This window comes from Sphingobium sp. V4 (genome assembly GCF_029590555.1).
Classification (GTDB): domain Bacteria; phylum Pseudomonadota; class Alphaproteobacteria; order Sphingomonadales; family Sphingomonadaceae; genus Sphingobium.
In genome coordinates, this window is sequence record NZ_CP081001.1 from 2,180,222 (window position 1) to 2,193,573 (window position 13,352).

The following is a 13,352-nucleotide window of genomic DNA, read 5'->3' on the forward strand; positions in this document are numbered from 1 at the left end:
CCAGCCTCCGGATGCAGGTGCGTGCCGCCTCACCCCGCGCACTCCCGCGCCACGGTCACGTCGTCGAACGGCAGGACGCGGTCGCCGATGATCTGGCCCTGCTCATGCCCCTTGCCGGCCAGCAGCACGATGTCGTCGGAACCGGCCCGGCCGATGGCCGCGGCAATGGCGGCGCGGCGGCCGCCTATTTCCTCGGCGCCCGGCGCGCCCGCCAGAACGGCGGCGCGGATCGCCGAAGGGTCTTCGGAACGCGGATTGTCATCGGTGACGATGACATGGTCGGCGAGTTCCGCAGCGACCTTGCCCATCAGCGGACGCTTGCCCGCGTCGCGATCCCCGCCCGCGCCGAACAGCGCGATCAGCCGCCCCTTCGTGTGGGGACGCAGCGCCTCGATCGCGGCCTTGAGGCCGTCGGGCGTATGGGCATAGTCGACATAGACGGGGGCGCCCGCCTTGCTGATGACGGCGCGTTCCAGCCGGCCACGCACCGGCTGCACCCGGCCGAGCAGTTCCAGCACCTTGGCGGTGTCGCCGCCGCACGCGATGACGAGACCGGCGGCGGTCAGCGCATTGGCGGCCTGATAGGCGCCGATCAGCGGCAGGTTGACCTTGTAGAGCTTACCGTCCGCCTCGATCTCCAGCGTCTGGCCCAACTGGGTCGGGGTGCGGTTGGCGAGGCGGAGAGCCTGCCCCTGCACCCCGACGCTCAGCACACGAAGCCCCCGCTTCGTAGCCCGCGCGATAACCTTGTCCGACCATGCGTCGTCCGCCCAGACGACCGCCGCGCCGTGGGGCGCGACCACTTCGTCGAACAGCCGCATCTTGGCGTCGAAATAGCTGTCCATGTCGCCATGATAATCCAGATGATCGCGCGACAGGTTGGTGAAGGCGCCGGCCAGCACCGGCAGACCTTCGGTGCGATACTGGTCCAGGCCATGGCTCGACGCCTCGAACGCGGCATGGGTGATGCCTTCGCGCTTGAGCCCCGACATGTTGGCCAGGAAGGTGACGATGTCGGGCGTGGTCAGACCCGTCGACACCTGATCGACCGAGGTGGTGACGCCCAGCGTGCCGATCGACGCGGACTTGTGACCCAGCATCCGCCAGAGCTGGCGGGCGAGTTCGACCGTGCTGGTCTTGCCGTTGGTGCCGGTGACGGCGACGGTCACGTCCGGGAAGGGCGCGAAATAGCGCGCGGCGAGCAGCGCGAACAGGCGGCGGGGATTGGCATGGGCGATGTGAATCGTGCCCTCGACCCTTGCGTCGGGCCGGGCGACCACGGCGACGGCCCCGGCCTTCACCGCGTCAGCGATGAAATCCTCGCCATTCACGCGCAGCCCCTGGAAAGCGCCGAAAATCGTCCCTGGCGCCACCTTGCGGTTGTCGATAGCAAAGCCCGTAACGGACGTGTCGAGGCCGGTGGTTTCACCGACCTCGACATCCAGCCCCTCGATAAGCGACCCGAGGCGCATTATTCTTTCTCCTTGTCGCCGTGCAGCAGCGGCATCAAATCCGAAATATCGACGTCCCGCCGCTCGTCCGGCATCACCCCCAGCATCGGGCCGGTGCGCTCCACCACGCGCTTGACCACCGGGGCGGCGGTCCAGGCGGCGGTGCGCAGACCGAAGGCGCCGGTTGCCTCGTCCATGATCGCGACCACGACATAGCGGGGATTGTCCATCGGGAAGGCAGAAGCGAAAGTCGTCACCAGCGAAGTCTTGTTGTAGCGCCCTTCCTGGGGCTTTTCGGCCGAACCCGTTTTGCCGCCCACCCGGAATCCCTTGGCGTCGGCGCTACGCCCTGTACCCGCCGACACGATCATCCGCAACAGTTGCCGCATCCGCGCGCTGGTCGCGGCGGAAAAGACCCGCCGTCCCTCCGGCACCTCGTCCGCGTCCAGCTTGCGGATCGTCGCCGGGCGCCACATGCCGCCATTGACCAGCGCGGCATAGGCGGTCGCCAGATGTAGCGGCGTCACCGCGATGCCATGGCCATAGGATACGGTCATAGTGGTGATGCGGCCCCAGCTGGACGGCCAGATGCCCTTCGCGCGCTCATTGAACTCGATCGGCGCGCGCTGGTCGAAATCGAGGCTGCGGAACAGCCGCTGCAACGGCGCGGCGCCCACTTCGTCGGCGATGCGCGCGGTGCCGATGTTGGAGCTGTGCACAAGGATTTCCGGCACGTTGATCCAGCGACCGAGCGAATGGTCGTCCTTGATGCGGAAACCCGCGACGGCGAGCGGCGCGGTCGCGTCATAGCGCTTCGCCATCGACGTCACCACGCCGCTGTCCATGGCGGCGGCGATCGACAGCGGCTTGAACGAGGAACCCAGTTCGTAGCGCGCCTGCACCATATGGTTGCAGAGCGGCGAGTCGCTGCACCGGGTACCCGCGTATTTCTGCACCTTGTTGGGATCGAACACCGGGATGGAGGCCATGGCGATCACTTCGCCCGTATTGGCGTCCAGGATGATCCCGCCCGCGCCCTTGGCGCGCTGCGTCACCATCTGGTTGTAGAGTTCGCTTTCCAGCGCGCCCTGCACCCGGCTGTCGATCGAGATGGCGAAGGGCTTGCCGCGCAGCGCGGGGTCGATCAGCCGGTCGTTGAAGGCCGCCTCCACGCCCATGCCGCCCGCGCCCTCGCTGTTGGGGGCAAAGCCCAGCACATGGGCCGCGAGCGTCCGCTGCGGATAGAGCCGCTCCTTTTCGCGCGGGAATTCGATGCCGATCTCGCCCAGGGCGTTCACCGCCGCCACCTGTTCGGGCAGGGCGCGCCGGCGCAGATAGGCCCAGCCCCGGCCGGTCAGCTTCCTGCGGAAGGCCGATTCGGATTCGTCGGGGAAGATGTCGTGCAGCTTGCGCGCCAGTTCATCCGGATCGCCGATCAGCTTCGAGGGGCGCACCGCGATCGAATAGGCGTCCATGGTCCGCGCCAGCGGCACGCCGTTGCGGTCGACAATATCCGCGCGCGCCGGCACGAACGGTCCCAGCACGCCGTCGCCGCCCGCCCCATGCGCAAAAATGCCGACCCACAGGAGCCGGCCGATCAACACCGTCGTGATTGCCATGAACAGGATGAGCAGCAACATCAGCCGGTTATGGGCGGTGGCGGTCAGGTTGACCCGTTGCTTGCCCGCCCGCGGCCCGCCCGGCTGGACGATGATCGTGGCCATCAGCGCGCCCCCTTCCGCCGCTCGCGCGCCGCTTTCGCGGTCAGATCGCCCAGGGTGCTGTCATCCAGGAGCTTGGCGTCGAGCATCGCCATACGTTCCGCCTTGCGCGCGATCGGATTGGGCTTCGACACATCGGCATCGGCCTTTGCCTGCTGCACCGGACTGGGCCTCGCGGGCTTGGGCAGCTTGTCGACATTGTCGGCGGCGTGCGCCTCCCGGATGACCGCGATCTCGCTGCGGATCTGGGTCGCAGCCGGGCTTTCCGGCGCCTTTTGCGGAGCGGACGGCAGATCGGCGGGGCTTTCGACCATCGCCACCATCACCGGCGGCGCGACATAGTCGGGGCCGTTCGGCTGCACCCCGTCCAGCTGCGCCAAGGCGCGCTCGCCCGCCAGATATTGCTGGGAGGTCGGCGTCGCATAGAGAAAGTCATGCTGGTTCCAGCTTTCCAGCTGACGCATCGAGGCGCGCGCGCTGAATTCTGTTTCCAGATAGCGGATCTCCGCCTTCGTCGCGGCGATCTGCGCGCGCACGCGCATCAGGTCGTTGCGCTCGGTCGCGACCTTCAGCGACACCATATAGGCCCCCAGCGCGCCCAGCGCGACCAGGATCACCCAGATCAGGCTCTGCAACCTCTTGACGGCGATCATGCGCGGGGACTCCGGCGGGAGGAATTCTGGGCAGGGGCAGACGTACGGACGGCGCTGCGCAGCGTGGCGGATCGGGCGCGGGGGTTACGCGCCAGCTCCGCCTCGCCGGGGCGCACCGGCTTGGCAGGCTTGGCGAAGGTCGGCTGCGGCCCGGCGGCGCGTTCGGGCAAATGGCGCGAGCCGGCCCCTTCGCCGCCGCTATGCTTGCGGAAGAACTGCTTGACGATGCGGTCTTCCAGGCTGTGGAAGGTGACGATCGCCAGGCGACCGCCCTCCTCCAGCAGCGCCTCGGCCGCCTCCAGCCCACGCTCCAGCTCCTCCAGTTCGCGATTCACATGGATGCGGATCGCCTGGAAAGTGCGGGTCGCCGGGTCCTTCTTGTCATGCGGCTTGTGGCCCAGCGCCTTGCGGACCACGGCAGCGAGCTGCCCGGTGCGTTCCAGCGGGCGCGCCTCCACGATCGCGCGAGCAACGCGGCGCGAGCGCGGTTCCTCGCCATAGCGGTAGATGACGTCGGCGATTTCCTCTTCCGGGGCGGTGTTGAGGAAATCGGCGGCGCTCATGCCGTCCTGGCTCATCGTCATGGCGAGCGGCCCGTCCGACTGGAAGGAAAAGCCCCGCTCGGCCCGGTCGAGCTGCATCGAGGAGACGCCGATGTCGAGCGTGACGCCTGCCACCCGATCAATCCCGCGTTCCGCCAGCAATTCGGCCATGCGCGAAAATTCGCCCGCGATCAGCGTGATGCCATGCGCGTCGGCAACGGCCTGCCCCTCACGGATAGCATCGGGATCGCGATCGAAGGCAAAGACGCGCGCCCCCGCGCGGGCCATGGCGCTGGAATAGCCGCCCGCGCCGAAGGTGCCGTCGACATGAATCTCGCCAGGGGCAATGGCGAGGGCGTCGAGCACTTCGTCGATCAGGACCGGTATGTGGGGGGCGGTCGCGGAGACGGCGCTCACTTGCCGCCCTCCGCCGCGCGGGCTTCGAGCCAGCGTTTAACCTTGTTGCGGATCAGCGCCGGGCGATCGGGGCTTTCGACCAGCGATTGCGGATTCCAGAGCTGGAAGTAACGGCCGACGCCGTAGAAGAAGACCGCATCGGTGATGCCGGCTTCTTCCTTGATATCGGGGTGGAGGAAGAAACGGCCGCCATCGTCGAAATTCACATCCTCGATCGTGCCGAGGCGATTCTCGCGCTCCAGATCGGCATTGAAGTCGCGACCCGACTCATAGGCCTGGCGCTCCAGCTTTTCGACTTCGTCGAACAGGAACTGCTTGTGCGACAGGCCGAAGCCGGTGGCGCAACCATTGTCGAAATGGACGGACAGGCACAGGCGATTCTCGCCGCCGCTGGCCTGCTTGACCAGCTTGCGCATCTCCAGGGGCAGCACGAAACGGCCCTTGCCGTCCGCGACGCTGAACGCGTTGCCCGAATAGAGAATGACGTCCGACACGCTGGAAACAGGCCCCTTTGATCCGGGACGCAGGCCGTCCTTCGCCGGAATCGCGAAGAAACCATCCGGCGCACAGGACTGCACAAAGCCTGACGAACCCCAATGCCGGTTTTTCTACCAAGCATGGAGCCGACTGAAAAGGGAAAAGTCGGGAGAGGATGGGAAAAGCCGGTCAAAAATGGGTTAGACTGTTTTCCTGTATCCTTTCCAGGCGATTTTCGCTTTTTGTTCCCGGCCTTTTCGTCGCAAATGGCCGGTCGAACAACATCGCACCCAAAATTGCCCAGCCTGTCCCAGCCAGAATCGCCCAGCGCAGGCCCGCAATCACGTCCGCCGGCGTCCGCATCCAGCGCCGTTCGCCGGGAATCGGTGCGCCGAGCCATTCGCCGAGCAAGGCGGGCGTGTCAGCCGTCCAGGCCCGCGGATCGAGCGGGCGGACGGGATCGGCCAGCCACAGCCGGTCGTCGATCAGGTCGGCGTCGCCCAGCAGCAGGACTTGGCCACGGCCGATCTTCCCAGATTGCGGGAGGACTTTCCCCATGGCAGCGCCGGACAGGGTGAGCAGGCGGCCATCCGGCAGGAAGTGGCGCACCTCCGCCGACGCCAGCGTGCCGGGATCGAAGCGCCAGTGGGTGAGCAAGGGCGCCAGCAGGCTGGCCGCAGGCGCCCGGCGGCGGTCGCCCAGCGGCAGGTCGGAGGGCCAGCGGAGCAATGGATCGGCAAGGACAAGGGCGGTGCCACCTGCCCTCACCCAATTGTCGATCGCGACCAGCTGCTCCGGCGCAAGCGCACGGGGCTGGGCGACGAGCAGCCTGCGCGCGCCCGAGCCGGCGAGAAGGCTCGGATCGTCCAGCGGCTCCACGGTGAAGCGGGTGCGCAGCACGGCGATGATGGGGACATCGCGCGGCGCCGCCCCAGCCTGTCCCGGCTCCGCCCAGAAGAGCGGCAGCGCGGTGAGGACGGCGAGCTTCGGCCGATCGGGGACGGGCGCGATGGGCCGTGCGGGACCAAGCCAGAGGAGCAGGCCCGCGAGCGCCAGCAGAGCAACCGCCGCCAGGCGCCCCTGCGCCAACGGAAGGGGAAAGCGGAGCCAGGCGCCGCCGAATGTTCCCATGACGGCCAGCGCCAGCAAACCCGGCAACGCCCCCATGTCGGGCATCCGGCCCGCTGCCAGGGCACAGAAGAGCAGCGCCGGCCCAACTACGCCCATCGCCACCCAGGCCAGGACGGCCGAGCCACGGCGCGCGAGCAACAGGCCGACCACCACCGCGACCGCCAGCACCGGAACGCCCCAATCCCAGGGATCGGCCTGCCCGGTTTCCCAGGCGCGCGCCAGACCCGCGGGCAAAACAGCCAGCATCGGCAGCCAGAGCCAGAGGAATCGCGTCAGCGCCGCCATCTTGGCGTCCCACGCCGGCCCTGCATCATGGATCAGCGCGGCTGCTGCTGCGCCGGGTCGCGGTCCATGGGCTTGTTGAGATTGGGATCGGGCTGAAGATCGGGAACGATCGGCGCCTGTTCGGGCGCGGGCTGTACGCCCAGTTCGGCCAGCGGCTCCTTGGGCGAGACGGCATTGGCGCTCAACGTCGGGACGGTCGGCGGCGGGAGGGCGGCGTCGTCGATCCGCGCCTTTTCGATCACGATATTCGCCAGCCCCACGAGCAGCACGACGCCGGCCAGGCCGGTCAGGCCGATCTGGACGCGCTGCAACCCTTCCTGACGGCGGGGTGTTTCAACCATATTCGCGCTCATTTTTTCTTCGCCGCGACCCATGTCGGCGTTCATGCAGTGTGCGCGAGCCAGGGGAACACCGTCAAGCCCTTCGATTCGAGCCATTGCCGGTTGTAGAGGGTCGAAAGATAGCGGAAGCCGGTGTCGCACAAGATGGTCGCGACCCGCTTGCCCGGCCCCAGCTGCCTGGCCAGCGCCACCGCGCCCGCGACATTGATGCCCGACGACAGGCCGAGGCACAGCCCCTCTTCGGCCAGCAGGCGGCGGACCCAGTGCAGCCCCTCCTCGTCCGAAATGCGGAATTGCGTGTCGATCGGCGCGCCTTCGAGATTTGCGGTGATGCGCCCCTGACCTATGCCTTCGGCGACCGAGGAGCCTTCGGCCTTGAGTTCGCCATGGGCATAATAATTATAGAGCGCCGCGCCATGCGGGTCGCTGAGCGCGATGGTGACATTCTCATCCTTCGCCTTGAGGCCAAGGCCGACGCCCGCGATCGTGCCGCCCGTGCCCGCCGCGCAGGTAAAGCCGTCGACGCGCCCTTCCATCTGGGTCCAGATTTCCTCGGCGGTGCCGACGATATGCGCCTTGCGATTGGCGATATTGTCGAACTGGTTGGCCCAGATCGCATTTTCCGTCTCTTCCGCGATCCGGCGGGAAGTGTGGACGAAATGACCGGGGTTGGAATAGGGCGCCGCCGGCACCGTCACCAGTTCCGCGCCCAATGCGCGCAGCGTGTCCATCTTTTCCCGGCTCTGCGTTTCGGGCATGACGATGATCGTCTTGTATCCCTTCGCATTGGCGACCAGCGCCAGGCCGATGCCGGTGTTGCCTGCCGTCCCCTCGACGATGGTGCCGCCGGGCTTGAGCAGCCCCTTTTCCTCGGCATCATTGACGATGAACAGCGCGGCCCGGTCCTTCACCGAGGCGCCGGGATTGGCGAATTCGCATTTGGCGAAAATGTCGCAGCCCGTTTCTTCTGAGGGGCCGGCAAGGCGGACGAGCGGCGTATTGCCGATCAGCGCGAGACTGTTGGAATGGAGCAGCATGGCGTCACGCATAGCGGAGGGCGCGTTGCTTTGCCAAGCAAGGGATTGCTGAACGGGGCCAAGGGACTGTTTCCGCCAGCGTTAACGCCTGGCCTGGCCGGCGTGCCATCGCGGCACAGCCGCGAAATGGGCAGCGAAGTGGAAAGCAATTTGGGGTAAGGGCGATGCTGCGCGGCGGCAGGTCGCGGAATTGTCAGGGTTTTGCAATGCGGCAGTGCCGGGGATGAAAGGGTGGAAGGCACAGGCCGGCATTGTCGCGCTGGCGCTGGCCGCGCTCGTCGCTCCGCGCCTGATCACCGCCGCCCCGCTCGACCTGCTGGACAGCGCGCCGGCGCCGATCGATCCCGCCGAACAGCCTGGCGACAATTTCCCCGGCTCCGCCTTCTTCTATGCCGAGGGCGCGTTCGATCCGGCGCCGGGCGTCGAGACGGTGCAAAGCCGGCATGTGCTGGGGCTGGACGCGGTCAAGGCCGCGCCCGCGGCGATCTTTCGCGGCATCACCGCGCTCGACGGCTACCGCGCGCTCAACTGCCTGACCAACGCGGTCTATTATGAAGCGGGCAACGAGCCGGAGGACGGGCAGCGCGCGGTGGCGCAGGTGGTACTCAACCGGGTGCGCAGCCGACTCTGGCCCGACACGGTCTGCGGCGTCGTCTATGAAGGGTCGGAGCGGCTGGACTATAAATGCCAGTTCACCTTCAGCTGCGACGGGTCGATGGCGCGGATGCCCGACGCCGCCGCCTGGGCGCGGTCCCGGCGGATCGCGCAGGATGCGCTGGCCGGGCAGGTCTATGCCCCTGTCGGCCTCGCCACCCATTATCATACGCTGGCCGTGCGACCGGACTGGGCGTCGGCCCTTCAGCCTGTCGCGGTGGTGGGAGCGCATATCTTCTACCGCAATCCCGGTTTCAACGGGACGCCGGCCGCCTTCACCGCTCTTTATCGCGGGCATGAAGCGATTTCCGGCCCGGCTCGGCGCGTCTGGCCGGAGAGGCCCGCGACGCCGCCCGGCTATTGGTCCCCAACGGGCGGCCCCGGCGCGCCCCCAGCGGCGGTCGCCCCGCTCCCGGCGCGGGTGGCGCCCTCGTCCCCCGCTATGGGCGAGGAGGACGGCCTGCCGGAATCCACCATCCGCCCCGAATATCGCAACAGCGGCCGTCCTCTGACCTGAGCTTGCGCGCATGACAGAGGGTCGGATCGCGGAACTTTTTTCCGGTTAACGCCTCGTAGGCCATTCAAATCGCTGAAATGTCTGAGAAATTAAAATCGAAGATTTTTCCCTCGGTCGGGAACCGATCTGCGATTTCGTGGGTTCTGCACACCGGATAGCAAATCTTTTGCCCCCCGCTCTTGCTATCCACAAAATATGAGCCCGGAACGTTTCTCCCCCCCCCGACGCGTTCCGGGCTCAGACTTTTTCAAATCCCTGAAATCTTTATTATTTCTGGCTTCGGAACGGAATGTTCCGGGACGGGTTCTCCTCTCGTAGCCGCCATGGCGTCGTCCTGTGCGGCTGGACCTTTGAGGAGATTTTCGATGACGAAGAAGATCCTGGCAGCGCTGCTGCTTACCGGTTCGCTGATGGTTGCCGCCTGCAACACGGTGGAAGGCGCGGGCCGCGACGTGCAGAGCGCCGGCAAGGCCGTGGAGGATGTCGCGGATTAACATTACGCGTCAGCATTGGAACGACCCCCTCCCTAGCATGGCCCGCCTCCCCGAGGCGGGCCTTTTTTTGCTGCCATGCGCGCTGCACCGTCGCCAGCAACGGGTGACGGATCAGGCGGAAAAGGCAGGCGCGGCGAGCGCGCGGGCGTGGTCGCGGATGCCCGCGGGCCAGCTGTCCGACAGCGATATATACAGTTGTTCGTCCCTGGCGTAGAGCGCCCGGATCGCCGCCTCATAGCCCGGCCGATCGCCCGCCATGGCGGTGAGGAAATGATAGGCGGCATCCATCGCGAAACGGGGGTCGGGCGCATCGGCGCTGGCCTTGCGTGCGGCATCCACCAGGCGCCGGAGCGCGGCCGAGGCGCCGCCCGGCTGGGCCGCCAGCCAGTCCCAATGGCGCGGCAGCAATGTCACCTCGCGCGGCTGGACGCCCAGTTTCGGGCGTCCCCGGCCCCGTGGTGCCTCCACCGGGCCGCGCAGATCGATGTCGACCTGGCGGCCGGTGCTGTCGTCGAACAGCAGGATGGTGGGCGCATCGTCGCCGACGGCGCGCAAGGCCTCCCGCATTTCCGCCTCGTCGCCGGTCGCGATCCAATAGTCGCCCGCAAAGGCGGTGAAAGTCCGTTCCATGCCGATCTCCTTCGGCATGGTTATTATTACCCGGATTTTATTGAGTCAATATTGCCCGGATAATAATTAGCGGGGGCGCAGTTCCACCCAGGTCGGCGCATGATCGCTGGCCTTTTCCCGGCCGCGAAATTCCTTGTCGACCTGCGCGTCGATCAGACGGTCGGCAGCGGCGGGGCTGAGCAGCAGATGGTCGATACGGAAGCCCGCATCGCGCGGCCAGGCGTTCATCTGATAGTCCCAGAAGGTCCAGACGCCGCCGGCGGGATGGCGGCTGAGGATCGCGTCGGTCCACCCGTCCCCGAGCAGGCGGCGGTAGGCGGCTCGGCTTTCGGGCTGCATCAGCGCGTCGTCCTGCATCGCCTTGACCGAATAGACGTCCACGTCGCGCGGAATGACATTATAGTCGCCGGCCAGGATGGCAGGCACTTCCTCCGCCCATATTTCGGCGGCGCGCGTCCGCAGCCGCTGCATCCAGCGCAGCTTATAGTCGAATTTCGGGCCGGGCTGCGGATTGCCGTTGGGCAGGTAGATGCTGGCGACCCGCACGCCCTTCACATCGGCTTCCAGATAGCGGCTATGCTCGTCCTCCGGCTCGCCCTCCAGACCCCGCCGCACCTCGACCGGCGTTTCCCCGCGCGCGAGGATGGCGACGCCATTGAACCCCTTTTGCCCGTGCCAGATGACGCCATAGCCGGCCGCCTCTATGTCCTTGACCGGGAAGGTGTCGTCGCTGGTCTTGATTTCCTGGAGGCAGGCGATGTCGGGTCGCGTTTCGTCCAGCCATTCCAGCAGGCGCGGCAGGCGCGCCTTGATGCCGTTGATGTTGAAGGTGGCGATCCGCATCCGACTTCCTTATCCAAACCGTTCAGGCTGCCAGCGCCCTGCCCTGCTCTTTAAAGAAGTAATGCCCTTCGACAAGCTCAGCGCGAACGGCGGCTGGAAAAACGGAAGACGGAAATCAGACCGAGAAGCTGGTCCCGCAGCCGCAGCCGGCGGTGGCGTTGGGGTTCGTCACCTTGAACGCCTGTCCGCCCAGGTCGGACACGAAATCGACCGCGGAGCCACGCACCAGGTCGATGCTGACATCGTCCACCACCAGGGTCACGCCATCCCGCTCGATCGACAGGTCGTCCGCCTCGACCGCGTCGGCCAGGCCGAAGCGATATTGGAAGCCCGAGCAGCCACCGCCTTCCACCGACAGGCGGAGAATGGCGGGCTTGCCCTGTTTTGCGGCGATCGCGGCGACGCGCGCGGCGGCGGAGGGGGTAAGGTCGATGTCGGCCATGCTGCCTAGATAGGATCAGGCAAAAGGCCCGGCAACCCATCGGGCGCCGGGCCTTTTGCGAATTTCAAGGATGAGGCGATCAGTCGGCGGCCTTTTCCTGCGCCTTGGTCGGGCCGCCCATGGCGACCGGCGGCTTGGTGTTCATCGCCACCAGATAGTCGGGACCGGCGACGAACGGGATCGGGTTGATCGCGGCGCCGTCGACGCGCACCTCATAATGGAGGTGGCTGCCGGTGGAACGGCCGGTCGACCCCATCAGGCCGATGATCTGACCGCGCTTCACATAGCTGTTGGCGGCGACGAGCAGCTTCGACATATGGCCGTAGCGCGTTTCCATGCCGCTGCCATGGGTGATCTGCACCAGATTGCCATAGCCGCTGGCCCATCCGGCGCGGCTGATGACGCCGTCGGCCGTCGCGTAGATGGGTGTGCCGATCGGGCCGGGAATGTCGATGCCCTTGTGCATCCGTGCGCCGCCGTTGAAGGGATCGGAACGGACGCCATAGTTGGAGGTCAGCGACAGCTTGGCCACCGGACGACCGGACGGGATATAGGCCGATGCCTTGGGCGTGCCATCGAGCCGCTGGAGGCTGGCGAACAGATTGGAGAAGGCAGGATCGGCCTTGCTGTCCTGCCCGGCGGCGGCGGCAGGCACCTCGCCATAGGGATCATCGTCGTCGGTGGATGCCTGGGCCGGGGCTGCGGCGCACAGGACGCCGGCAATGCCGATGGCTCCAAAAAATTTCACCAGCTTCGACGCGGACTGGAACATTTGCGATCCGCGCGCATTGACCGTGTTAAGAACCGACATGCAGACCCCGACTATGAGACCGGAGACTTGTGCCTCTCGGTGCTTCCCGTGTTATCTCTTTGGCGACCTGGATCGCCCCCGCTGTCTGCACAGTGCCGATCACGGATCAGGTTGCAAGCGGAGTGTAAAATTCTTCGGTTAAACCGGCCTGTCGACGCGCCGAGTCGTTGAACGGCGGCTTAACGACGCCGCGAAAATACTGTTTCACAAGGATTTGGTAATGATTGGGGGCGTCCAGCCCCAGTCTGTTCGTCGCCCAGGCGAACCATTTGGTCCCCGCCGAGACATGGCGAATCTCGTCGTTCATGATGCGCCGCAGCATCCGGGCCGACGCCATGTCCCCCGCCCCCTCGAACCGCTCGACCGTCGCCGGGGTGATGTCGAGCGCGCGCGCCTCCAGCACCATCGGCACGATGGCGAGCCGGGCGAGCGCGTCCCCCGCCGTCTCCTCCGCCGCCTGCCACAGGCCGTCATGCGCGGGCAGCGCGCCATAATGGCTGCCGACCTGCCGCAGCCGACGGTCGAGCAGCGCGAAGTGCATCGCTTCCTCCGCGCCGACCTGCATCCACTGATCGGTGAAGGCGCGCGGAAATGCGCCGCCGAACCGACCGATCAGGTCGAAGGCGAGGTCGATCGCGACAAATTCGATATGGGCGAGCGCATGGAGCATGGCGATGCGCGACCGTTCCGATCCGATCCTGCCGCGCCGGGGCATCCGGTTGGGGGGCAGCAATTCGGGCGCGTCCGGGCGTGCGGGCCGGTCGGGCATCGCGCCGTCGAAGCGATGCGCGAGCCGGCCCAGCCGCCAGGCCCGCGCCGTCGCGCGCGCCGCCATCAGCTTTTCATAGGGATCAGCGGTCAGCATGACATGGGCGCAGGCCGCGCCCACGCTGTCGATGGGCATAG

At 66.8% G+C, this 13,352-nt stretch carries 15 protein-coding genes; 2 read left to right on the top strand and 13 right to left on the bottom strand.

The window, feature by feature from the left end; all coding sequences use genetic code 11:
• Positions 1 to 29: 29 nt before the first annotated feature.
• The 8 genes from K3M67_RS10830 to K3M67_RS10865 form a co-directional block, all read right to left on the bottom strand.
• Positions 30 to 1,472 (bottom strand): UDP-N-acetylmuramoyl-L-alanyl-D-glutamate--2,6-diaminopimelate ligase, encoded by a 1,443-nt coding sequence (locus tag K3M67_RS10830; protein WP_066857717.1) that lies wholly within the window; start codon positions 1,470 to 1,472, stop codon positions 30 to 32.
• The gene (locus K3M67_RS10835) at positions 1,472 to 3,175 is read right to left on the bottom strand and encodes a peptidoglycan D,D-transpeptidase FtsI family protein (RefSeq protein ID WP_066857714.1); all 1,704 of its coding nucleotides are present in this window, start codon (positions 3,173 to 3,175) and stop codon (positions 1,472 to 1,474) included. The genes K3M67_RS10830 and K3M67_RS10835 overlap by 1 nt, the downstream gene beginning before the upstream one ends.
• A complete protein-coding gene (locus tag K3M67_RS10840) occupies positions 3,175 to 3,825 on the bottom strand; it encodes a colicin transporter (protein ID WP_066857711.1) in 651 nt (216 codons plus the stop codon). Before K3M67_RS10840 ends, K3M67_RS10835 begins: the two co-directional genes overlap by 1 nt.
• Entirely contained in the window at positions 3,822 to 4,784 is a 963-nt protein-coding gene (gene rsmH / locus K3M67_RS10845; RefSeq protein WP_066857708.1) for a 16S rRNA (cytosine(1402)-N(4))-methyltransferase RsmH, read from the bottom strand. The genes K3M67_RS10840 and rsmH overlap by 4 nt, the downstream gene beginning before the upstream one ends.
• Complete coding sequence (locus tag K3M67_RS10850) at positions 4,781 to 5,278, bottom strand: division/cell wall cluster transcriptional repressor MraZ (RefSeq protein WP_285831470.1); 498 nt, start codon at positions 5,276 to 5,278, stop codon at positions 4,781 to 4,783. The genes rsmH and K3M67_RS10850 overlap by 4 nt, the downstream gene beginning before the upstream one ends.
• A gap of 172 nt (positions 5,279 to 5,450) precedes the next feature.
• A complete protein-coding gene (locus tag K3M67_RS10855; RefSeq protein ID WP_285831471.1) occupies positions 5,451 to 6,677 on the bottom strand; it encodes a motility-associated ABC transporter substrate-binding family protein in 1,227 nt (408 codons plus the stop codon).
• Between the two features lie 32 nt (positions 6,678 to 6,709).
• A complete protein-coding gene (locus K3M67_RS10860) occupies positions 6,710 to 7,018 on the bottom strand; it encodes a hypothetical protein (protein WP_285831472.1) in 309 nt (102 codons plus the stop codon).
• 41 nt (positions 7,019 to 7,059) lie between these two features.
• On the bottom strand, positions 7,060 to 8,055 hold the full coding sequence (locus tag K3M67_RS10865) for a cysteine synthase A (RefSeq protein WP_066858051.1): 996 nt from the start codon (positions 8,053 to 8,055) through the stop codon (positions 7,060 to 7,062).
• A gap of 223 nt (positions 8,056 to 8,278) precedes the next feature.
• On the opposite strand from K3M67_RS10865, the gene K3M67_RS10870 reads away from it, so the two are divergent.
• Together K3M67_RS10870 and K3M67_RS10875 are read left to right on the top strand one after the other, a co-directional pair.
• A complete protein-coding gene (locus tag K3M67_RS10870; RefSeq protein ID WP_285831473.1) occupies positions 8,279 to 9,226 on the top strand; it encodes a cell wall hydrolase in 948 nt (315 codons plus the stop codon).
• A gap of 365 nt (positions 9,227 to 9,591) precedes the next feature.
• On the top strand, positions 9,592 to 9,720 hold the full coding sequence (locus K3M67_RS10875; protein WP_066857699.1) for an entericidin A/B family lipoprotein: 129 nt from the start codon (positions 9,592 to 9,594) through the stop codon (positions 9,718 to 9,720).
• Between the two features lie 111 nt (positions 9,721 to 9,831).
• Here K3M67_RS10875 and K3M67_RS10880 read toward each other — a convergent pair whose 3' ends face one another.
• From K3M67_RS10880 to K3M67_RS10900, 5 genes are all read right to left on the bottom strand, one after another.
• Positions 9,832 to 10,350 carry a DUF2239 family protein gene (locus K3M67_RS10880; protein ID WP_285831474.1) on the bottom strand — a complete coding sequence of 173 codons (519 nt, stop codon included), beginning with the start codon at positions 10,348 to 10,350 and terminating at the stop codon, positions 9,832 to 9,834.
• 66 nt (positions 10,351 to 10,416) lie between these two features.
• Positions 10,417 to 11,193 carry an exodeoxyribonuclease III gene (xth, locus tag K3M67_RS10885; protein WP_066857696.1) on the bottom strand — a complete coding sequence of 259 codons (777 nt, stop codon included), beginning with the start codon at positions 11,191 to 11,193 and terminating at the stop codon, positions 10,417 to 10,419.
• 115 nt (positions 11,194 to 11,308) lie between these two features.
• Entirely contained in the window at positions 11,309 to 11,635 is a 327-nt protein-coding gene (gene erpA, locus K3M67_RS10890) for an iron-sulfur cluster insertion protein ErpA (protein ID WP_066857693.1), read from the bottom strand.
• Positions 11,636 to 11,714: 79 nt separating this feature from the next.
• Positions 11,715 to 12,446 (bottom strand): M23 family metallopeptidase, encoded by a 732-nt coding sequence (locus K3M67_RS10895; RefSeq protein WP_198162852.1) that lies wholly within the window; start codon positions 12,444 to 12,446, stop codon positions 11,715 to 11,717.
• 106 nt (positions 12,447 to 12,552) lie between these two features.
• Positions 12,553 to 13,350 (bottom strand): ferritin-like domain-containing protein, encoded by a 798-nt coding sequence (locus K3M67_RS10900; RefSeq protein WP_198162855.1) that lies wholly within the window; start codon positions 13,348 to 13,350, stop codon positions 12,553 to 12,555.
• Positions 13,351 to 13,352: the final 2 nt, after the last annotated feature.